Source organism: Campylobacter concisus (genome assembly GCF_003049735.1).
Lineage (GTDB): Bacteria > Campylobacterota > Campylobacteria > Campylobacterales > Campylobacteraceae > Campylobacter_A > Campylobacter_A concisus_AN.
Genome location: NZ_PIRM01000005.1, coordinates 18833 through 40352, shown reverse-complemented (window position 1 = coordinate 40352; position 21520 = coordinate 18833). Strand labels below are relative to the sequence as shown.

Annotated in this window: 20 protein-coding genes; all 20 read right to left on the bottom strand. The window is 33.2% G+C overall.

From position 1 onward, the window contains the following. Window positions 1-28 precede the first annotated feature (28 nt). A complete protein-coding gene (locus CVS97_RS08090) occupies window positions 29-760 on the bottom strand; it encodes an FkbM family methyltransferase (RefSeq protein ID WP_085657982.1) in 732 nt (243 codons plus the stop codon). Between the two features lie 3 nt (window positions 761-763). Continuing rightward, window positions 764-1456 carry a hypothetical protein gene (locus CVS97_RS08085; RefSeq protein ID WP_199905991.1) on the bottom strand — a complete coding sequence of 231 codons (693 nt, stop codon included), beginning with the start codon at window positions 1454-1456 and terminating at the stop codon, window positions 764-766. Between the two features lie 21 nt (window positions 1457-1477). Then, on the bottom strand, window positions 1478-3127 hold the full coding sequence (locus CVS97_RS08080) for a hypothetical protein (protein WP_107785717.1): 1650 nt from the start codon (window positions 3125-3127) through the stop codon (window positions 1478-1480). Further along, window positions 3124-3900, bottom strand: coding sequence for an oxidoreductase (locus CVS97_RS08075; protein WP_107785716.1), 777 nt, complete (start codon window positions 3898-3900; stop codon window positions 3124-3126). Before CVS97_RS08075 ends, CVS97_RS08080 begins: the two co-directional genes overlap by 4 nt. 191 nt (window positions 3901-4091) lie before the next feature. After that, complete coding sequence (locus CVS97_RS08070) at window positions 4092-5219, bottom strand: N-acetyl sugar amidotransferase (RefSeq protein ID WP_107785766.1); 1128 nt, start codon at window positions 5217-5219, stop codon at window positions 4092-4094. Then, entirely contained in the window at window positions 5216-5773 is a 558-nt protein-coding gene (locus tag CVS97_RS08065; RefSeq protein ID WP_107785715.1) for a GNAT family N-acetyltransferase, read from the bottom strand. Before CVS97_RS08065 ends, CVS97_RS08070 begins: the two co-directional genes overlap by 4 nt. Window positions 5774-5784: 11 nt before the next feature. Continuing rightward, window positions 5785-7077, bottom strand: a complete 1293-nt coding sequence (locus CVS97_RS08060; RefSeq protein ID WP_107785714.1) for a glutamate-1-semialdehyde 2,1-aminomutase — start codon at window positions 7075-7077, stop codon at window positions 5785-5787. After that, complete coding sequence (locus CVS97_RS09455; RefSeq protein ID WP_107785713.1) at window positions 7061-8086, bottom strand: Gfo/Idh/MocA family protein; 1026 nt, start codon at window positions 8084-8086, stop codon at window positions 7061-7063. The genes CVS97_RS08060 and CVS97_RS09455 overlap by 17 nt, the downstream gene beginning before the upstream one ends. Beyond that, the gene (locus CVS97_RS09450) at window positions 8083-8802 is read right to left on the bottom strand and encodes a cytidylyltransferase domain-containing protein (protein WP_107785712.1); all 720 of its coding nucleotides are present in this window, start codon (window positions 8800-8802) and stop codon (window positions 8083-8085) included. The genes CVS97_RS09455 and CVS97_RS09450 overlap by 4 nt, the downstream gene beginning before the upstream one ends. Continuing rightward, window positions 8802-9848: a nucleotidyltransferase family protein gene (locus CVS97_RS08045; RefSeq protein ID WP_107785711.1), complete on the bottom strand. Its 1047-nt coding sequence runs from the start codon at window positions 9846-9848 to the stop codon at window positions 8802-8804. Before CVS97_RS08045 ends, CVS97_RS09450 begins: the two co-directional genes overlap by 1 nt. A gap of 3 nt (window positions 9849-9851) precedes the next feature. Further along, window positions 9852-11009 (bottom strand): UDP-N-acetylglucosamine 2-epimerase, encoded by a 1158-nt coding sequence (gene neuC, locus CVS97_RS08040; protein ID WP_107785710.1) that lies wholly within the window; start codon window positions 11007-11009, stop codon window positions 9852-9854. Beyond that, window positions 11006-12007 (bottom strand): N-acetylneuraminate synthase, encoded by a 1002-nt coding sequence (gene neuB, locus CVS97_RS08035; protein ID WP_107785709.1) that lies wholly within the window; start codon window positions 12005-12007, stop codon window positions 11006-11008. The genes neuC and neuB overlap by 4 nt, the downstream gene beginning before the upstream one ends. After that, window positions 11997-12884, bottom strand: coding sequence for a methionyl-tRNA formyltransferase (locus CVS97_RS08030; protein ID WP_107785708.1), 888 nt, complete (start codon window positions 12882-12884; stop codon window positions 11997-11999). Before CVS97_RS08030 ends, neuB begins: the two co-directional genes overlap by 11 nt. 30 nt (window positions 12885-12914) lie before the next feature. Next, entirely contained in the window at window positions 12915-14066 is a 1152-nt protein-coding gene (locus CVS97_RS08025; RefSeq protein WP_107785707.1) for a LegC family aminotransferase, read from the bottom strand. Next, a complete protein-coding gene (locus CVS97_RS08020) occupies window positions 14053-15243 on the bottom strand; it encodes a UDP-N-acetylglucosamine 4,6-dehydratase (RefSeq protein WP_107785706.1) in 1191 nt (396 codons plus the stop codon). Before CVS97_RS08020 ends, CVS97_RS08025 begins: the two co-directional genes overlap by 14 nt. Further along, on the bottom strand, window positions 15240-16928 hold the full coding sequence (locus CVS97_RS08015; protein ID WP_107785705.1) for an ABC transporter ATP-binding protein: 1689 nt from the start codon (window positions 16926-16928) through the stop codon (window positions 15240-15242). The genes CVS97_RS08020 and CVS97_RS08015 overlap by 4 nt, the downstream gene beginning before the upstream one ends. Beyond that, complete coding sequence (locus CVS97_RS08010; protein ID WP_107785704.1) at window positions 16921-17967, bottom strand: GDP-L-fucose synthase family protein; 1047 nt, start codon at window positions 17965-17967, stop codon at window positions 16921-16923. The genes CVS97_RS08015 and CVS97_RS08010 overlap by 8 nt, the downstream gene beginning before the upstream one ends. Before the next feature lie 3 nt (window positions 17968-17970). Then, a complete protein-coding gene (gene gmd / locus CVS97_RS08005) occupies window positions 17971-19113 on the bottom strand; it encodes a GDP-mannose 4,6-dehydratase (protein ID WP_107785703.1) in 1143 nt (380 codons plus the stop codon). Window positions 19114-19116: 3 nt separating this feature from the next. Beyond that, the gene (locus tag CVS97_RS08000; RefSeq protein WP_107785702.1) at window positions 19117-20487 is read right to left on the bottom strand and encodes a mannose-1-phosphate guanylyltransferase/mannose-6-phosphate isomerase; all 1371 of its coding nucleotides are present in this window, start codon (window positions 20485-20487) and stop codon (window positions 19117-19119) included. 111 nt (window positions 20488-20598) lie between these two features. Then, window positions 20599-21486 carry a DNA-binding protein gene (locus tag CVS97_RS07995; RefSeq protein WP_107785701.1) on the bottom strand — a complete coding sequence of 296 codons (888 nt, stop codon included), beginning with the start codon at window positions 21484-21486 and terminating at the stop codon, window positions 20599-20601. Window positions 21487-21520: the final 34 nt, after the last annotated feature.

The window sequence follows — 21520 nt, the reverse complement described above, 5'->3', positions numbered from 1 at the left end:
AAACCAATACAAATATTAAACTACAAGTCTATAAAAGCTTATCTTTTTTAAAACTATTGTTTACAAAAAATACAGTATTAACAGTCTTTGCAAAGATAGAATAGCCATATTGCCTTAAATAATCAGCTATTTTATTGTTTTCAATTTCACTAAAGCTATTTCCTAGAATTTCTATCAAAACTATTTTTGGTTTGTATTTTTCAAAGTTATTTGATCTTAAGACCATAAGATCCAGTCCTTCAACGTCTACCGACAAAAAGTCTATATCCTGGTTTTTTGGTAAATTTCTATCAAGAATATCCTCAAGTGTTGTAGTTTCAATATCTCTTGTAAATTTTATAAAATAATTTTCCTTTTCATACTCTACTGCTAACTCCTTTGAAAAAGTATTTAAAGCAGGTTCATTAAAGGCGTAGTAGGTTAAAATTTGTTTTTTATCAGATATTGGCTTTTCTATATTTATATCTCTTGGACGAAATTTATCAAAAGCAATCATACTCCCTGGCATGGCATCTATATTAATACCCCTCCATCCTTTTTTATAAAAATAATATGTATTTGAAAAACGCTTGGGATGATGGGCGCCTACATCTACATAAAAACCAAATTTCTGTCCTCCGAACAACCTTTTCAAAATCATATCTTCACCCTCTTGAGAATATGACTTTGTGGCATATCCGTCTAAATTATTATTTCTAAACTCAATAATTTTTTCTTTTAATGTTTTAGGTAAAAATTTTTTAAGTATTTGTTGTAGCAATATTTATTCCCCGCTCTGTTTGATAGCTGATGTGGAAAAAATAGGCTGTATATTATCAATTGGCTTGAATCTGAAATTTCTTGTTATAAATACAGAAGTCGTCCAAGTATAATCATTTATTGGACCAAAGCCATGAAAATCTATCTCTATAAGGTCTAGTTTTTCTCTTAAATATTTTGATGTCTCTCTAAACCAATCAGAGTTATCTAATATCACAATACCCCCCCCATCTGATTGATAATTTAAACAATTTTTAATTAAATTTGAGCATTGAGGTCTTCTGATACCATCTATTATAACTACATCAAATTTTTTATTAAGATCCAATATAGATTTTTCATAATCCTCACTATCTTCTCTGAGTAGCAAAGTTTGATTATTGTTGAGACTAGAATTTACTTTTTCAAACCATTCTTTATCATGTTCAACAGAAATAACATCCTTAGCCTTTTTAGCCCAATACGTTGATGAATTACCACTTCCAAATTCAAAAACAGATTTTTCAGAAAAATCAAAAGTATTTAAGAATTCTATAGCAGGATACGTATACCAAGGTATTTTATTGCCACAAGCATCGACACAATCCCATTTTTTTATAGTACCATATTGAGAATAACCATAAGCCAATATTTTGAAATTATTCAATTGCTTTTTAACTCGTGTAGGAATAAGCTTCCCTATTATCTTTCTAACCACCATCTTCTCCTTTTTGCTTATTTAAACTTCATTTCTATAGGTATACAAAAAATTATTTGCCACAGTATACTTAAATGCTCTGAATAATACTTGTTCTGCTACTTTAGGACTATTTAAAATACTACTATTTATAAACTCATACTGCTTATATGAATCCCCAAAAACATCATTAATTGGATTTTCCAGATCTATCAGGAAATATTTATCAAACAAAATAAAATACAATCTTGCTCTTTCTATTACATCATCACTAAGCCTTTGTAGATTATCTACAGTTTCCAAATTTCTCTTGTATTCGTCTATGCTCATAGAATTTATAGTGGTTTTTACTTCTTTCATAAAATTTGATGTGGTAAATACTGGCACACCAAAGCAAGGTGCTTCAAAAGCGATCGATCCAGCACAAGTGAAACAAGCGTCTGCCTGTTTAAATACAATATTGTTATTGATTTTTTTATCTAGGTAAATAAACTTAGCTCCATATTTAGAATTTATTTCATCAACAACACTTTTCACGGTCACATCACATTTATAAAAATGTTCAGAAGGATGGGCTTTTACGTAAAAATTATGCTTTAAAGTTTTTTTTGACAATAAAATCAAAGTCTCATATAACCAAGTGTAATAATCCGAATAAAGAGTTTCAAAATATCTAACGGCATCAACAAAAGCATGCGAATATACAAAAAAGTTTTTACCTTCTTGATGAACTGCATATTTGGATTTTAATTCCTCAATGCTATTTATATCTGTACTCAAGTATACATTTGCATTATCAATATCTTTATGATTTTTCCCGCTAGTTCTAAGTAGCATAATATTCTCATATTCTTTTAATAATGCTTCTTTAGAAAATTTAGAAAATATTGCTACCGTATCATTTTTATAAAGAACCCTTGGCTTTTTAATATGACCTTTTGTGGCATTTTGTACAGTCAAATAACCAAGATTTACTGTATCACCATTATAAAATTTTATATCTGGATTAACTAAGCAAGCTACTCTAAAAAATATCCCACAATCAGCATACACATCATGAGATAAAATAATATCAGTAATTTTATTTTCTACCAATATATCTTTGTATCTATAAAATAATATTATAGAATTAAATATATATAATAAAAACCTTAAATCAATTTTTCTATAAGTAGGTAAATTTGAAAATCTTAAAAACTGATCATAAATCAGGTCACCTATTTCAATCCCTTCACAAACTATGCTCCAGCCATATATTTTTTTATATTTAAAGAATTTAAAATTTTTAATTAGAAATATCAATGACATATATCTATATAAAATATTTTTATATGTATACACAGATGTAAATTTATTTATGCCATATACTCTTGCTAAGTATTTCATTTTAATATCAGAATTGTGCTGGAGTAAAGCAATACTATTTGTATTTTTTATATTTTCTAAAAGTAAATTTCTATTGCAGATATTATGAACCATTGCTGGATAATCAGAAAAAAATTCTAGTAAGACATTTCTATCTGATTTTACAGAGTTAGAGTTTTTCTTAAAATATATAGTTATATTCGAGAAGTCAATTTTTTTAAGTCGTTTAACTTTTGGAATGGCCTTTAAATAATAAATAATATAATCTAAAAATGTTCCCCTTTTAGATAAGCTTAATATATGTTTAACATATTTAAGTATATTCATAAACTAAACCCATCATCAACTACGATATTTTGACCATTTACATATCTACTCATATCGCTCAGCAGATACACCAAGGTGCCTTTTAAGTCACTATTGTTTAACATACCCTTGTTCAGACACTGATCTTTATATTTTTCCAAAAACGGCTCCGGCTGGTTATCAAATATACCGCCAGGACTTAGCGCATTTACCTTTATATTCATCCCTTTAAAATATTTTGCCATATATTTTGTAAGATGAATAAGCCCTGATTTAATGGCTGCATATTCAACTGGCGTAGTCATATGTGTATCTTTATATATCTCGAATCGAGGTGCAACAACGCCATAAATTGATCCTATATTTATAATATTTCCATATCCCTGCTTTTTGAAGTAAAGTACAAACTGTTGTGAAGCTATAAAATATCCGCCAAGGTTTAAGCCTAAATTTTGCACAAAATCCTCATATTCAACATCAAAAAAATGCTTACTATAATTTTTATTTCTAGGATAGGCATTATTTACCAAAGCATCTATTTTTTTATACTTATTGTCTAAGTAATCTATACAGCTATTTAAAGAGTTTTTTGATGTTATATCAACTTTTATAAAATCTATATTTGCAGTGTTTAATTCTCGCGATAGATTAAGCCTTGCTTTTAGACCAAGCTCTTCATTTATATCAGCTATTATAGCCATACCATTATTTTCAACAACCGCTTTTACAAACTCCTTTCCTATAAGACCTGCTCCACCAGTTATAACTACAACTTTATCTTTAAGCACTATCATATCTCCTCATAAAGTTCTTTTGCTGTATTAATATATTTCAATATTTTATCAAAACTTTATATATCTCTAAATCAGACTCTTAATGTGAATGTAATTTTTAAATTTTAATGATGGTATAAATTTTTATAATTTAAAAACCATTTTAAACCTATAACATTAGCTCAATGATACAACAGCGATTTTCATTGGTTTTAGCCTATTTGAAAATCATTTCCAACTTTAAATTTAGGAATCCATACACCATCCTTTTTAAAGAATAAATCTTTGTTGGCCCATTTGTCGATAATATTATCAAACTCTTCCTTTGTCAAATCATAATACTTCAAGTATCCTTCTAAATATATTTCTGGAAATATACCATCGTATTTAATTACTAATTCTATCGCCTCTTTTCTAGAAATAGCACCCCTTCTAATATCAATACCAGCATCCTGTGAAGCTCTACCAAAACCGAATTTTAAATACATTAGGTATGTATGTAGATCATATAAACTTGTGTCATTTTGTGAATAATCATTATAAGTAGAGCCTTCCTGTGATTTCTTACTAGTAAGACCACAATATTTTTCTGCAATTTTAAAATTTCTATACGAATCCCAAGGCTCAAAATAAGACCAATATAGACTTAGTACCTTGCTTTTACCAAAAATAATATCCTCATCAAATTTATACATTTCCAAGTCGTTGTTGTCTATTCCGCTATTAATTATTCTATTGTATGTATCTGAGAGCAAAATATTTTTAACAAACTCGAAACTTCCATAAGGTACATTCTTGTTTTTAGTAGAACCGCCATATTCGATTTCGCCATTTTCACCATAAAAAATCATTTGTATATTAAAATTTTTTGCTATTTTTGGGATAAAAGCCTGTATAATTGTTTGCCATCCTAGCATTGGCCTTCCAAATTCAATAAATCCGATTTTATCAACTTGTTTTAAAACTTTCAAATTTGGTCTTATTGTAATATTATCATATCCTGAGGATATAAAATTTGTTAGATTTTCTTCTCCAATATCAAAAACTATTCCGGGCTTTACCGTTATTGTCAAAGGATTTATACCGTATTCATTTTTCAGTTTATATGAAACATAAGAACTGTCCTTTCCGCCACTAACCGGAACTATACAATCATATTGACCATTAGACTTTTTATATTTATTTATTATTTCTATTAATTCTTTTTTTCGATCATTCCAATTTAAAGTTTTTTTTTCTTCGCTCCACTGACAAGCATTGCAAATTTGATCTTCATTAAATTCAATTCTTGGTCTAGTAGACATATTTAAACACTTTTTACACCAAAAAATTCTACTCATATTAAACCATCCTTCCATTCTTTCCTTAATAGTCCGTAAAAAATACCATCTTGATAAACACCATTGACATAGATACTTTCTCTTTGTCTGCTTTCTTCTTTAAAATTAAATTTCTTAAAAAGTTTTTGCATACCAATATTATTTGCAGCGCAGCCACCCCATACCCTATGTAGACCAAGGATTCTAAAAGAATAGTCCAAAATTAATTCCATTGAAAATGTCCCTATATTTTGATGTTTAAAGTTCTGTTCGCCAATCATTATGCCAAATTCACTAGATTGCCTGAAGAAATCAATTTTGTCTAATTTTACTGTACCAATAAATTTTTTATTACCTTTATGATAAATGAAAAAACCCTGGGAATTTTTTGATGTGAATCTACTAAAGCTACTTTCTATAAAATCTAAACTATCATTCATTAGCAATGATATTGAATTAATATATTCTATATTATTGTAATCTTGTATCCACTCTAGATATTGTCCTCTTAAAATCAAGTTATCTTTTTCTAAAATATATGGCCTTAACTGTATTGTTTCATTCTCCAAAATCATTTTATTTTTCCTTAATTAAATCTTCTAAAAACTGGCTTGATAGGGCTACCTACTAAATATTTTTCATAGCCCTCATCAACTGCTTTTTTGTAAACTTCAAAAGTTTTTTCTAGTGCGTTTTTTGTCTTTGTAAGTTCATTTTCTCCATGAGCATAAGAAAGTGCCACCCAAGGAATAAGCACGCCATTTTTGACCATTTCTTGAGAAAAAAGAGTTCTAAGCCCTAAAGAATTTTGACCATTTTTATCAAAAGTCAAATAGTACGGACTACACTCTATACCGCCTGCTACGAAATTTCTTTCGATTTCATATTTTTTTGCAAGCTCATTTATCATTGAGATTAGTTTTGTGCCATAACCCCAAATATACTCAACCACATTATTCTCTTTCATAAATTTCATAGCCGCAACAAATGCGCCTAATCCACTCATCTCTGCACCATGTGTTGTTGATAGTAAAAAAACTCTTTCTTTTCCTTCAAATTCTATACTGCCAAGCTGCATTATCTCTCTTTTTCCAGCTATAGCCGCAACTGAAAATCCGTTTGCCATTGCCTTTCCAAAAGTACATAAATCAGGTTTAATGTCATAATAATATTGAGCCCCTTTTAGATGCCATCTAAAGCCAGTTATCATCTCATCAAGTATAAATACTGCTCCATTTCTATGACACAGATCTCTTACTTTATGTAAAAAATTATCTTTTGGGTGCTCTGTTGTAGCCGGCTCTAAAATCACACAAGCTATTTGATTAGGAAATTCATCAAAAAGCCTCTCTAAGCTCTCAATGTTGTTGTAACCAAACATCTTTGTGCCCTCAGTATCCTTTTGAGGTATACCTTTGGTAAGTTGAGTAGAGCCAATAAACCAGTCATCATAGCTAAAAAATGGGTGCTCTGCACATCTTGCAACCAGCTCCCTTCCAGTATATGCTCTACTAAGTTTGATAGCTGCTGTTGTTGCGGTTGAGCCATTTTTAGTAAATTTAACCATGTCAACACTATCTATCATATCTATTAATAATTCAGCAGCCTCTAGCTCTATCACGCTAGGCTTAGTTAGATTGTTTCCAAATTCTATTTGCTCGATCGCTGCTTTGTTTATTTCTTCATTTGCGTAGCCTAAATTTACAGCCCTAAGCGCCATTCCATAGTCCAAAAATTCTCTACCATTTTCATCATATACATATGCGCCTTTCCCTCTTTTTAAAATTTGTGGGGCATTGGCTGGATACTGGTCAAATCCTCTACTGTAAGTATGGGCACCGCCCGGTATTGCTTTTAATAATCTATCTTGATAAGTCATGTCTTCCCTCGCTTATTTCTTCTAGCTTATATAAGTTCTGCAATACCCTGTAATCATCCTCTAGTCTATTTGGGTATGTCGGCACCTCTCCGTTTTTGACCTCTTTTATACTATTTATATAATCTTTTAACTCATTAATATATGGCTCCTCCGGATTAATATATCCACTTTCTACTGTTCCTGTGCCAAATTTTATCCTATTCCAATCATTCATATTAGTATTTATGTATCTGAGTTCATTATTATCTGCACTATAAACTATTTCACCTTCTGAACCCAATATTCTCATTTCCCTAGTAGCTCTAGGTTTTGATATTACTTCTATAGTTAAATTTCCCAATACATTATTTGAATGTTCTAAAATACAATGATATATATCATCTATATTAGCATTAATATCTGTTATTTTTTTTCTCACGCACGCCAGTGGTCTAGAGTCACCGAAAATATCATTTAACCATGTTAACTCAAATGGAACTATTTCCCTACAGCCACCAGTATCAGGATTTGAAACATAAAAGTCTTCTATTTTTTCCCAAGGGTGCCAATCTGGCAAATACTGACCAGTTTGATAGTTATAATTAAGGATTTTACCTATTGCTTTTTTATTAATCAGTTCTTTTATCTTTATAGAAATAGGATAATATTTCATTGTGCAAGATGGTGCTATCAAAATTTTTTTATCTTTTATTCTCTTTGATAATTCTAAAATTTTTTCAGCCTCAACAACAGAAGCCTCTACAAAACAGTTGATATTGTTTTTTTCAGCCAAATATGCGTAATACATATGCACGTTTGGAGGAGTGGATATTATAAATACATCCGGATTAAATTCGCTCATTGCTTTTTCAAGGCTATCATAAGTTTTAATACTATATTTTCTTTCAGCTTCACACCTTCTATCCTCCCTTGGCTCAAAACCAGCAATACTATCTTTATAGCCAAGCGCAATTAAATTTCTAACTCTTCTTTTACCCATTGAGCCCAGACCGATTACTAGAAAATTCATTTCAATCTCCATTCGTATTTCATTATATTTTCGATTGCCAAAAAATCATATAGATCATCTATTTCGTAACATTGATATCGCTTTATCTCATAAAAAGTATTTCTTTGCGTATAAAATGTTTTTTCTTCTAGAAAATTTTTTATTTTAACTATATAAGCAACTCCATAAGGAAAATATGCCTTTTCATTATCCTGTCGCCTTGTAGTAAATTTGAGCTCTTTACAAAATGGCACGATATAACCATTATTTAAAATTTTCTTCATGATAGATGGATGCTCATGCACTTCCCCTATGCTAGATATTGAGTCAAATTTTTCTTGATTATCTACTATTTTTTCTATCATTGTATCTACATCACCATTTTCTCTCAAAGGCGATGTGGGCTCTAATAAAACAATATAGTCAAACTCTTTTTTTAATTCATTTTTATAATAATCTATAGTATGTTTTACGGCATCAAAGGTTGTAGCAGTATCGCTTGCCAATTCGCTTGGTCTTAAAAAGGGTACATTTGCACCATGTTTTTTAGAAATTTCTGCGATTTTTTCATCATCAGTACTAACCATGACTTCATCTAAATATTTGCTATTCAGCCCAGCCTCTATACTCCATGCAATAAGCGGCTTTCCGCACAATTCTTTAATGTTTTTTCCAGGCAACCCTTTGCTGCCCCCTCTTGCTGGCACAATCGCTAAAAATCTCTTATTTTTATACATTAAAAAACTTTTTTATATTCTTCATTTGCTCTTTGGTATTCTTCTATGCGTCCAATATCAAGCCAATATTCTCTGATCGGAAATGATATAACATTTTTACTTAATTTTATTAGCTTTTCAAACAGCGTAGGCATATCATAAAACTCATTTTGTGGTATTAGATCTAAAATTTCAGGTGAAAGCATATATATTCCAGCGCTTACGAAAAATTTCTGCACCGGTTTTTCTGAGATCTCTACTATCTTGTTGTCATTCATTTTTACAACGCCATAAGGCACTTCGTAGTCATACTCTCTTACACACATTGTAGCTGTCGCTTTATTTAGCGTGTGGTAGTTAAAAATATGTTCGAAATTTACATTTGTAAGAAGATCGCCGTTCATTACAAAAAATGGTTCGTTTGGTCGCTCTTTAAGTAGGCTTAATGCACCTGCCGTACCCATTCTTTTTTGCTCTAAAATATAGTCGATGTTTACTCCAAATTCTTTGCCGTCACCAAAATAGTCCTTGATGATGCCTGCATTAAAATTTACACACATCGTGATATTTACAAAGCCATATTCTGCAAATTTCTCAACTATCGTTTGAAGTATCGGCTTATTTCCGACCTTTAGCATCGGTTTTGGAGTATCTTGCGTGAGTGGTCTAAGCCTAGTACCGAGCCCCCCCACCATTAGAATGACTCTATTCGTCTTGATCTTTGGTTCAACAAGCTCTTCTATCTCTTTTAAGTCTAATACTATTCCGTTATCATCTACTATTGGTATCTGGTGAAGTTTTTTAGGTAATGCTATCTTTAAAATTTCCTCTTTTGTGCTAGAAATTTTTGCAACAGCCGGCTCTTTATAAATGATCGTCTCTATAGAGCTGTCAAGGTCTAGCCCTCTTAATATACCTCTTCTTATATCGCCGTCAGTCAGTGTTCCAAGAAGCTTATCTTTATCATCAACAACTAAAGCTATCTGCATAGCTCCGCTATCTATAATCCCCAAGGCTTCCTTTATAGTGGCATTTTGTTTTAGCTTTATGTTTTCTATATTCTTCATTATTTATATCTTTACATCATAAAATTTCTTTTTCAAAATACCTTCTAGCTCGATCTCTTTTAAAATTTTAACCATTTTTTTGCTTGAATTACCACCATTATATGGATTGATGGTATTTTTTAAAACTTGCTCAAATTCTTTTGAATATACTTTTTTTATAGCGGCTAAAATTTCTTCTTTAACGGGCCTAACGTCTATCACACTGCTAGCTTTTGCACGTCCTTTTTGTCTGTCACCTATGTTTATGGTGGCTTTTTTAAAGCTTGGAACTTCCAAAAGGCCACTTGAGCTATTTCCTAGGACTATATCAACAAATTTTATCGCACTTAGATATCTCAGCTGTCCAAGTGAAGCAAATGCCACAGCTTTTTGTGAATTTTTACTCACATACTCATCTATCATTTTATTTATCACATCACCATCTATGTCGCTATTTGCTTTTGTAAAGATAAAATTTGTATCTTTTAACTCATCTATTGCTTTTAAAAGCTCGCTAAATTGCTCTTTTGCGCTGCCATTTTCAAGCGTTACTGGATGAAAAGTGATTAGTATATTTTTTTTAGCAAGCTTAAAATTTATAGACTTTTCAAACTCATCTTTATTTAGTAAATTTAGTTTTTTTATGTTTTCAATGCCAGGCCCACCGACATTAAAGACTCTACTAGGCTCTTCTCCTAACTGGATTATGCGGTTTGCATACTCTCTTGTAGCTGCAAAATGAATATGGCTCATCTTTGTTATGCTGTGCCTAAAAGCCTCGTCAAATGCCCCTTGGGTGGTTTCTCCGCCATGTATGTGTGCTATTGGTATCTGCATGATACTAGCCACGCCAGCTACACCAAATATCTCGTATCTATCGCCAAGAAGTACCAATATATCTGGCTTAAGTTCGCTAAAAGCTGGGGCAAATTTCTCATAAACCTTTGCCACTTCAGTACATATATCAAGTTTTGAGTGCGAAGAGCCTAAAATTTCTATCTTTTTATCTATCTTAAAATCTTTTTCAATCTCTTTGTATGTGAGTCCAAACTCAGGACTTAGGTGCATGCCGGTGGCAATTATTTGAAGCTCAAGCTCGCTATCTGCCTCGATCTCTTTTAAGAGCCAGTAAAGTAGGCCATATTCTGCTCTAGTGCTTGTCACTACACAAATTTTTCTCATATCAGATCATCTTGCTTGTAATCTTTTTGTGAAATTTTTCCGATCACCTCATCCCATCTCATAGGATTTATGCCGTCTCCCGGGCGTTTTACACAGATATTTTGTTCGCTAAAGACTTCACCTTTTTTTATATCACACTTTGCTACGATCGACTTTCTAGCTATTTTGATATTTTCGCTCTCGCTTTTACTAAAGTGTTTTAGTCCGTCTCCAAGCGCTAGTTCTATATTTCTAATAGCTCTAACCATCGCCACTAGCTCATCTGGCTCAAGGCTAGCCTTGTGGTCAGGTCCGGGCATATTTTTATCAAGAGTAAAGTGCTTTTCTATGATCTTTGCACCCATGGCAACCGCTGCGATATCGACCTCAATGCCAAGCGTATGATCGCTATATCCGACCTCAAGACCAAAGGCATTTTTCAGTGTTATCATCGCTTTTAAATTTACATCCTCCATCGGTGTTGGATACTGCGTATTTGCATGAAGAAGACTTATGTTTTCACGTTTCGTGCCACTTTTTATAAGTACTTCTATCGCGGATTCTACCTCACCTAAATTTGCCATGCCAGTTGAGAGAATGATCTTTTTATTTAAGCCGCCTATCTGCTTAAGATAAGGTAAATTTGTTATCTCGCCGCTTGGGACTTTAAATGTGTCAAGCCCAAGCTCATCAAGAAGCTTTATGCTGTCGCTATCAAAAGGAGTTGAGAGAAATGTGATATTTTTTTTCTTGCAATAGGCTATAAGCTCTTTATGTGTGTTCTCATCCAGTTCAAGCTTTTTTATCATCTCAAACTGGCTTTCATTTTTATCGGTAGTTTCTTTTTGATAGCTAGCCTTTTGTGCGTTTTTTGAAACAAGATTTTGAGCCTTAAAGGTTTGAAATTTTACCGCGTCAGCGCCAGCTTTGACTGCCACGTCGATCAGCTTTTTAGCTAAATTTATATCACCATTGTGGTTAACCCCAGCTTCAGCTATGATAAAAACACTATTTGACATCAAATCTATCTCCCACCTTAATCTTTCCATCATATTCATATTCCACAACTTTTACAAAACTATCTTGTGTTTTTACCAAAAAAGTATCACCGTCTTTACACAAAATCGCACCAGGGATACATTTATATAGTGGTGCATCTTTTATAAGTTCTACTTTATTTATTTTCATCTCTTTGCCATTTAGAAATGCCCTTGCTACTATGGCTGGATAACAAATGGCACGTACAAAATTAAATACTTCTCTGCTTGTTTGGTTAAAATTTAAATTTTCATCGCCTTCTATACGTCTTGAGCAGTAAAACCCAACATCCTCTTGTTTTTTGGACTCTGCTTTACCGTTTTTAAATAGACATATCGCCTGATATAGTATGTTTGCACACTCGCTATGCGCTTTTGTTAGTATGCTTTTGTAGTCATCGTTGTCTGTTATATCAAAACATTTTTGCAAGATTATATCACCGGTATCTATACCAGTATCCATATAATGTACAGTTATTCCAAATTCTTTTTCGTCATTTATCAAAGCCCAGTTTAGGATATTTCTGCCTCGATAAAACGGCAATTTACCTGCGTGACAATTTATAGTTTTATATTTTGGCAAATTTATGATCTTGGGTTTAAAAATTTGATTAAAAGACATTGATACAAACAAATCACAATCATATTGTTTAATTCTGTCAATAAACTCATCAGAATTTATATCTTTATGCTTTAAATAGTCAATTTTAAATTCGTTTGCATAATTTAGAAGTTTTTCATCATTTGAATCATATCTGGCACAGATAAATTCTATTTCTATATCTTTATCTTTAATAAGTTTATCAAATGCGTTATGGCTCCAAATACCATCTGCAAAATACCCTATTTTAAGTTTCATATCACTCTCCTCATTATTTTGCATATATGACTAAACTCTTGCGCTACTTGGGATATTTACTATCCTATCGCTTAAAAATTTAGCATTTTTTAGCTCGTCTCTTTGGCAGTCCTTAAACATATCAAGCTCATTCATGAGCTGCCAGATAGGACGCGTAAAAACGCCATTTTCATTACTAAATTTCAAAAACTTATCTCGTTTTTCATGACTTTCAAAGAGCACTGCGTTTAGCCAAAAATTTGACCTAGCGTCCGCTGGTTCATCTATAAATTTCACATCATCAAATTTAGAAAAATACTCTTTATAGATCATCGCAAGTTCGCGTTTGCTCTTTAAAAATAGCTCCAAATTTTCAAGCTGTGCCACAAGCAGAGCTGCATTTAAATTTGGCAAGCGGTAGTTGTAGCCGATCTCGCTGTGACGATACTCAAAAGGATGTGGCACCTTGGCCGTTGTGGTGATAAATTTGGCGTGCTTTGCTATCTCCTCATCGTTTGTGATGATAGCTCCGCCACCTCCACTTGTGACGATCTTATTGCCATTAAAGCTCATGGCTGCAAGCTTGCCAAAATTCCCTGTATGAGTGCCTTTGTAGTAGCTACCAAGGCTCTCGGCACAGTCTTCTACCAAAACGATATTCCAACGCTTGCAAATTTCAGCTATCTCATCTATCTTACAAGGTAGTCCAAAAGTATGCATAGGCACGCAAGCACGCACTATCCTGCCGCTAGTTTTATTTACACATTTGCCGCCTTTTAGCTTGCAGTTTTTCTCTAAAAACTCGCTAAGCGCTGCTGGCGACATACCAAGCGTGTCAAGGTCGACATCCACAAAAACTGGCTTTGCAAAAAGGTAGCTAATGGCATTGCAAGTGGCTATAAAGGTAACTGGCTGTGTGATCACTTCGTCATCTTGGCCAACACCAGCTAGCTTTAAGCAGATATGAAGCGCAGAGGTGCCATTTGTCGTAGCAACTGCGAATTTAGCACCAACCATTTGAGCTAGCTTACTCTCAAGCTCATCTACAAATTTACCGACACTTGAGACGAAACTAGAGTCGATGCACTCAAGTAGATATTTTTTCTCATTGCCTATAAATTTAGGCTCGTGAAGCGGGGCTTTATCCTTGCCAAAGGTGCTTTTTATAAATTTCAAAACCTCGTCAAAATCACATTTTCTCATCGAGATACTTTCCTGTTTCTTTATGCATAAAATTCGGCATAAGCTCGAAAACTTCGCGCAAAATGTCCTCTTTGCTCCATGTCAAGCTTGATTTTAAATTTAAAATATTGTTTTTAAAAATTTCTAGCTTCTTCCTGTCAAAATTTGCATCATTTTTGACGATACCGATATTTTGAAGCCTTTGCATGTCAAGTCTCTCGCCGTCAACGAAAAACTCCTCATAGTCCTTCTCTCCAGTCGTGTCGCTAGACGCAAAAAGGCAAGGGTAAAGTCCATCTTTTGGAAGCACTTTCGCAAGCTTTCTGGCTTCCTCCTCATTTTCACACAAAAATGGCTTGTAGCCTAAATTTTCTAAGTATCGCTTGGCTATCTCACTAAATGTTATGAGGTCTAAATTTTCATCTAATTTTGGAAAAAATATATCTCTATTTTCGCCAAAAATAGTGCTTAAAAGACAAAGCTCACCACTCTCTTTTGGTGTTAAAAAATAGCGCCTGACATCGTTTGGGGCGACTATGGGCTGAGATTTTTCTATGCGTTTTTGAAAGCCAAAAAGAAGTGAACCGTCGCTAAATGCCACGTTTGCAAATCTAGCCATTGAGACGTTGATATTTAAAGAGTGTCTAAACGCAAACATCTCCATGATGCGCTTGCTAGCTCCCATTAAATTTACAGGGTTTGCAGCCTTATCGGTGCTAACGCAGAAATATTTTTTTGACTTCATACCAAAGGCTTGTGCTAGTGTTTTGTCGGTGTTAAAGATATTTGTTTCAAGCATTCTCATGAGTGTAAATGGGTCTTTTTCGCTTCTAACATGCTTTAGCGCTGATAAATTTAACACATAGTCAAATCCACCACTTTGCTCTAAAAGTGCGTCAAATTCGGCACTTGCAACATCTATGGCAAAAGTTTTAAAGTCACCATTTATATATCCAACCTCGCTTCTTATGTCACGTACTAGCTCGACAAGGTTGTTTTCAGAGATGTCGACGACGTAGAGCTTTTTTGGATCTCTTATAAAGATCTCTTTTGTCACGGCAGAGCCTATAGATCCTGCCCCACCGATAACTAGAAAGCTTGAGCTTGAAACTATCTCTTTTAGGTCTTTATCAAGTGCATTTATATCATCCTCAAAGAGATTTTTCGTGCGTCCTATTAGTCTTAAGATATTGTTCATATTATTTTTCCATTAGATAGCATTATCTTCCTATCACACCTTTCAATTGTACTTAATCTGTGTGCAATTATTAATAATGTCTTATCTTGACTTATTTCATATATCTCGTCCATTATTTTTGCTTCTGTTTTGTTATCTAAAGCACTTGTTGCTTCATCTAATACTAAAATTTCGGGGTCACTATATAGAGCTCTAGCTATTCCTATTCTTTGTTTTTGTCCGCCACTCAACTGAATTCCACCATCTCCAACCAGTGTGTCTATCCCTTCTTTTGAGGATAAGAAATCATATATATTAGCCTTCTTTAAGACTTTTATTATTCTTTCTTTATCATATTCATAGCCAAAAGCCACATTTTCTCCGACTGTACCATCAAAAAGATATATCGATTGCGGTATATAGCCTACTTTTGATCTATAAGATTTTATATTATCAGAAGTTAATTTCTTGCCATCTATGATTATTTCACCACTAAGAGGTTTATATAATCCGATAATTAAGTCAACTAGTGTGGACTTTCCACTCCCACTCTCTCCTACAAAAGCAACTTTATCGCCTTTATTTATAGTTATATTGATATTTTTAAGGACCTTTTTATTTTTATTATATTCAAAGCTTATATTTGTTAACTCTATTTCGTTTTTAAAATCTATATAATTTTCACCTTCTACTTGTGGAGTATAGCTAAGATCACTATATACAATATCAAGAGAGTTAGATAAAAATACAAGAGTATTGTAGTTAGAAAGTATTCTATTTAAAGCAGGAAGAATTCTATACAAAGCTAGAGCATACATAGAAATAATTGGCAAAACAAAGTTTGCATCATTATATTTAAAAAGAACGTAGACAACAATTCCTATAAGAACACCAAACCCAATCGTTTCTAACGAGAGTCTAGGTAGTTGGCTTAAAGTATTGCTTACAATATTGGCTTTTGCATAGCCATAGCTTATACTAGAAAATTCACTATAAAGTTTTTGTTCATTCTGTATAAGTTTTATAATTTTAAAATTTCCAAATGTTTCATTTAAAATTTTATAAATTTTTGATTGCATTGTTGATCTTCTGGATCCTTCCTTCTCTATCTTTTTTTTTAAAAAAGATATCAAAAAAAACACCTTTATTCCTAGAAGAATTGTTAAAATTAGAGTCATTCTCCAGTCCATTAAAAGCAATAAGACATATAGCAGCAACACTGTAAAAAACTCTGAGAAAATCAAAAGTAAACTTTGCATATAAAAAGAAAGGTTTGAAGCTTCATTTACAATAGTCTTTATTAGTTCCGAACTATTTCTTTTTACAAACTTTTTATATGGTAAATTTGTATAGTTTTTAAAAAGTCTAAATGCAAAAGAATGAAATCTTCCAAATGCAAATTTATTAAGCAAATAATTATAAAACATCGAGTAAAAAGCTCTAAAAATATAAAAACCTATTAAAAAAAGACCAAAAAAAATCATAAAATTAGTAGTAGTAGAAAAGTCAAAAAAGTCATAAATTTTTTTTGAATATTCGTTACCAACTATTTTTGATGGATCTGATGCTAAGGTAATAAACGGCATAATAGCAGATATTCCAACGGTTTCAATAACTGACAAAAAAATACTCATAAAAATCAAAATAATAAAATTTTTCTTTTCTTGTCTTGTTGTTATTGCTAATAGCTTTTTCAAATTAGTCATTTAAATACCACTCATAAAGTGTCTTTAATCCATCTTCAAGCTCTACCTTATGTTTCCAGCCAAGAGAGTGGAGCTTAGAAGGGTCCGTTAGTTTTAGTATCATACCATCAGGCTTGCTATCATTAAAATATAGCTCGCCTTTAAAGCCAATTATATTTTTAACCAAATTTGCTAGCTCTTTTATAGAGATATCTTTGCCAGTTCCTATATTTATATGTGTATTTCTTATCTCTTTGCTATTTTTGTCATGAGTATCTTTAAAGTCTCTATTTTCCAATAAAAATACGCAAGCATCAGCCATATCTTCTGAATATAGAAACTCTCGCCTAGGTTTTCCTGTGCCCCAAATTTCTACTCTATCTTTTGAAATGCCAAATTTACCAAGATAAGCCATAGCTTCATTTGGATCTTTTGCTTTTAGATCTTTTATCACTGCATCAAATTTTTCTTCGCTTAAAAGTTTTGCTAGGTGTATCTTTCTTATAAGCGCCGGCAAAACATGCGAGGTTTCTAGATCAAAGTTGTCGTTTGGACCATATAAATTTGTAGGCATAACAGATATAAAATTTGTACCATACTGCAGATTATAGCTCTCACACATCTTTATCCCGGCTATTTTAGCGATCGCATATGGCTCATTTGTGTATTCAAGTGGAGATGTCAAAAGCACATCTTCGCTCATTGGCTGTGGGGCATTTTTAGGATATATGCAAGTACTTCCCAGAAATAATAGTTTTTTTACCTTATGCACATAACTTTGATGGATCACATTATTTTGAATTTGTAAGTTTTCATATATAAAATCAGCCCTATAAGTGCTATTAGCTACTATTCCACCGACCTTTGCAGCAGCTAGCACTACATACTCGGGCTTTTCTTTTTCAAAAAACTCACAAACAGCTTTTTGATCCATAAGATCAAGCTCGCCATGAGTTCTTGTGATTATATTTTCATAGCCTTTTGATCGTAAATTTTTTACTATAGCAGAGCCTACCAGACCCTTGTGTCCTGCTACATAAATCTTACTATTTTTATCCATTTTTTACTCAAAATAGCTCATTGTCTCATATCCGCCATCTTTTAGATAGAGATCTTTTGTCATGAGTTTTAAGTCCGACTTCATCATGTCATTTACTAGATCTTGAAGGTTAAATTCTCTCTTCCAGCCTAGCTTTTTCTCTGCTTTACTAGGATCTCCAAGCAGCAAATCAACCTCTGTTGGTCTAAAATATCTTGGATCCACACAAACCACAGTTTGTCCGATATTTAAATGGGACAAATTTAAATTTAACTCTTTTGCTTTTTCAAAATTTAGTGAGTACACGACTCCTACCTCATCTACGCCAGCCCCTTCAAATATCAAATTTATACCAGCATAAGCAAATGCAAATTTTACGAAATCTCTAACCGCTGTTGTTTGTCCAGTTGCTATCACCCAGTCTTCTGGCTCTGGAGCTTGTAGTATCATCCACATCATCTTTACATAGTCTTTTGCGTGACCCCAGTCTCTTTTAGCGTCTAAATTTCCAAGATAAAGCTTGTCTTGAAGCCCAAGCGCTATCTTACTAGCTGCTCTTGTGATCTTTCTGGTTACGAATGTCTCGCCTCTAACTGGTGATTCGTGATTAAATAATATGCCATTACAAGCAAAAATGCCATAAGCCTCTCTATAATTAACCGTTATCCAGTATGCATACATCTTTGCGACTGCATAAGGGCTTCTGGGATAAAATGGCGTCGTTTCGCTTTGCGGCGTCTCTTGCACTTTTCCGTAAAGCTCAGATGTAGAGGCTTGATAAATTTTAGTCTTTTTCTCAAGTCCTAATATCCTTATAGCTTCAAGTAGTCTAAGAGTACCTGTGCCATCAGCATTTGCGACATATTCTGGAGTTTCAAAGCTAACATGCACGTGACTCATGGCAGCTAGGTTATAAATTTCATCTGGCTGTACTTCTTGAATGATCCTTGTTAAATTCATAGAGTCCGTCATATCACCATAGTGCAAGAAAAAGTTTCTATTATCAACGTGTGGATCTTGATAAAGATGATCTATTCTGTCTGTATTAAAAAGGCTCGTTCGCCTTTTTATACCATGGACTATATAACCTTTTTTTAGTAAAAATTCTGCCAGATACGATCCATCTTGACCAGTTATACCAGTTATTAATGCTACTTTTTTATCCATAAATCACCTTTTAAAATCATCATCTAGGCGAATTATATCATCTTCACCTGTATATTCACCGACCTGAGCTTCTATTAAAACCACAGGAATTTTTCCTTCATTAGACAGCCTATGAACTTCACCCATTTTTATATAGATAGACTCATTAGGACAAACGAGTCTAGTTGTCTCACCTATCGTAACGGTGGCGCTACCTGACAGTACTATCCAATGCTCATTTCTATGAAAATGCTTTTGCAAAGATAGTCTTTTGCCAGGTTTTACCTCTATTATCTTTATCTTATAACCATCTTGATTTTCAAGGACAGTATAGTTTCCCCAAGGCCTATTTGTCGTAACATGAGCATTACAAAGCTCAGAACTCTCCTCTTTTAAAATTTCCACCACATTTTTTACTTTTTGGCTAGAGGATTTTTTAGATATCAAAAGAGCGTCTTTCGTATCAACCACAGTTAAATCATCGACATCTATTAAAGCTATTTTTTTGCCACTAGATAGGACTAGATTATTGTGAGAATTTATCTGCACCAGATCGCTATTTATTGTGTTTCCATTGATATCTTTTGGTAGCTGCTCATCCAAACTATCAAAACTTCCAAGATCACTCCAAGGCGCATCTAGTACTACCATTTTTACAATACCAGACTTTTCCATTACAGCATAATCTATGCTATTTTGTGGGATATTTTGCATATCGGTAGTGTCTATTTTAATATCAAATTCGTCTTTTTTTGCGTTGCCAAAAGCTACTTTGCATGCTTCAAATATCTCAGGAGCAAAAATTTTCATCTGATCCAAGAAAACGCCTGCCTTAAAGACAAACATACCTGAATTCCAGTAGAAATTTTGATCTTTTAGAAATTTCACTGCCCTTTCATAGTCTGGCTTTTCATAAAAGGCCTTTACATCGCCATTATAGCTCTCTATATATCCAAATCCTGTCTCGGGCGACCTTGGCTTTATGCCAAAAGTAACCAAAAAATTTTGCTCTGCCAGCTCCTTTGCGGCTTTTACGCTTATGTGGTATGCTTTAATCTCTTTTATCAAATGATCCGATGGCGTTACTAAAACAATCTCATTTGGATCAAGTGCGAGGCAAGCTAGTGTGATCGCTGGTGCAGTATTTCTACCAACTGGCTCAAGTAGATATTTAAAATTTGTGATATTTAAATTTTCTATCTGATCCATCGCCAAGTAGTAATGATCGATATTTGTAATCACAAATGTATTGTCACAAATTTCACTATTTCGTAGTGCAGTTAGCTGAAAAAGTGACCTGTCATCAAATAATTTAATAAATTGTTTTGGCATCAAAGTCCTGCTAATAGGCCACAACCTCGTACCAGAACCACCACATAATAATATATTTGTCATAAATTTTATCTACTTTAAAATGAGCTTAAAAATCTTATATAATTAAAGCTAAAAAAGACTAAGAACTTACTAAAATCATCTAAAATATAAGTTTTGATAGCTTTTAAACTATCAAAACACCTCTCTCATCTTGTGTGTTAGCTCTAGACTCGCTTCGATCTCGGCTCTTTTTGCCATTACACTTTCAACATTGACTCCGATATTTACACCAAGCTTTTTGGCAAATTTATAAAGCTCTGCGAAATTTTCAAGGCAAATTTGCGATGCCGTGGCTAAAAAATTATTACTCTCAAGCATCCTTTTCTCGCTCTTTTCATCAACGCTTATGCCAAGCCACTTGATAAACTCTAGTGTTTTTGGCGTGCCACAAGTCGTAAATGTCAAAATAATAGGCAAATTTAACCCACTTTTTGCCACGCTTGTTAGTAAATTTTTAGCCAAATTTATATCAAAAACTGCCTGCGAGATGAAAAATTTTGCCCCCATTTTGGCCTTTTGGCTCATCCTTTGCTCTTCATCGCCCTTTTTAGCGTGCCTCTCAGCTATGCAAACACCGCCAACTACAAGCTCTTTAAACTCATCTCTAGCGATCTCATAAGCACGCTCTAGGCTCATTTTGGGCTCTACCTTGCCAGAAGCAACGCCGACAAAGACATTTATATCGCTACTACTTTTGGCTAAATTTGCTCTAAATTCGCTCTCATTATATTTATTTGCGACTCTATAAAAGATGCTTGGTGTTTTTAAATTTAGATATTTTGAATAGTAAATTTCAGGGCTTAATGTATCGCTAAATTCAAAAGTTCGCTCGCTTTTTATGCGGCTACTTTCATCTTGGATCTCGTAAAGCACCAAGCCATCAGCCTGCACATCCGTGATCCTCTTGTCCCATTTTGCAGCGATCTCTTTAAGCTTCGCCTCGTCAAATTCAGCCTTTGGAGGCGTTAGGCCATAAAGCACTATGCCACTTTCATTGTTTATGATCTTATCTTTTAACATTTTCTAACTTTTTTGAAATTTAAACGGAGTTTAG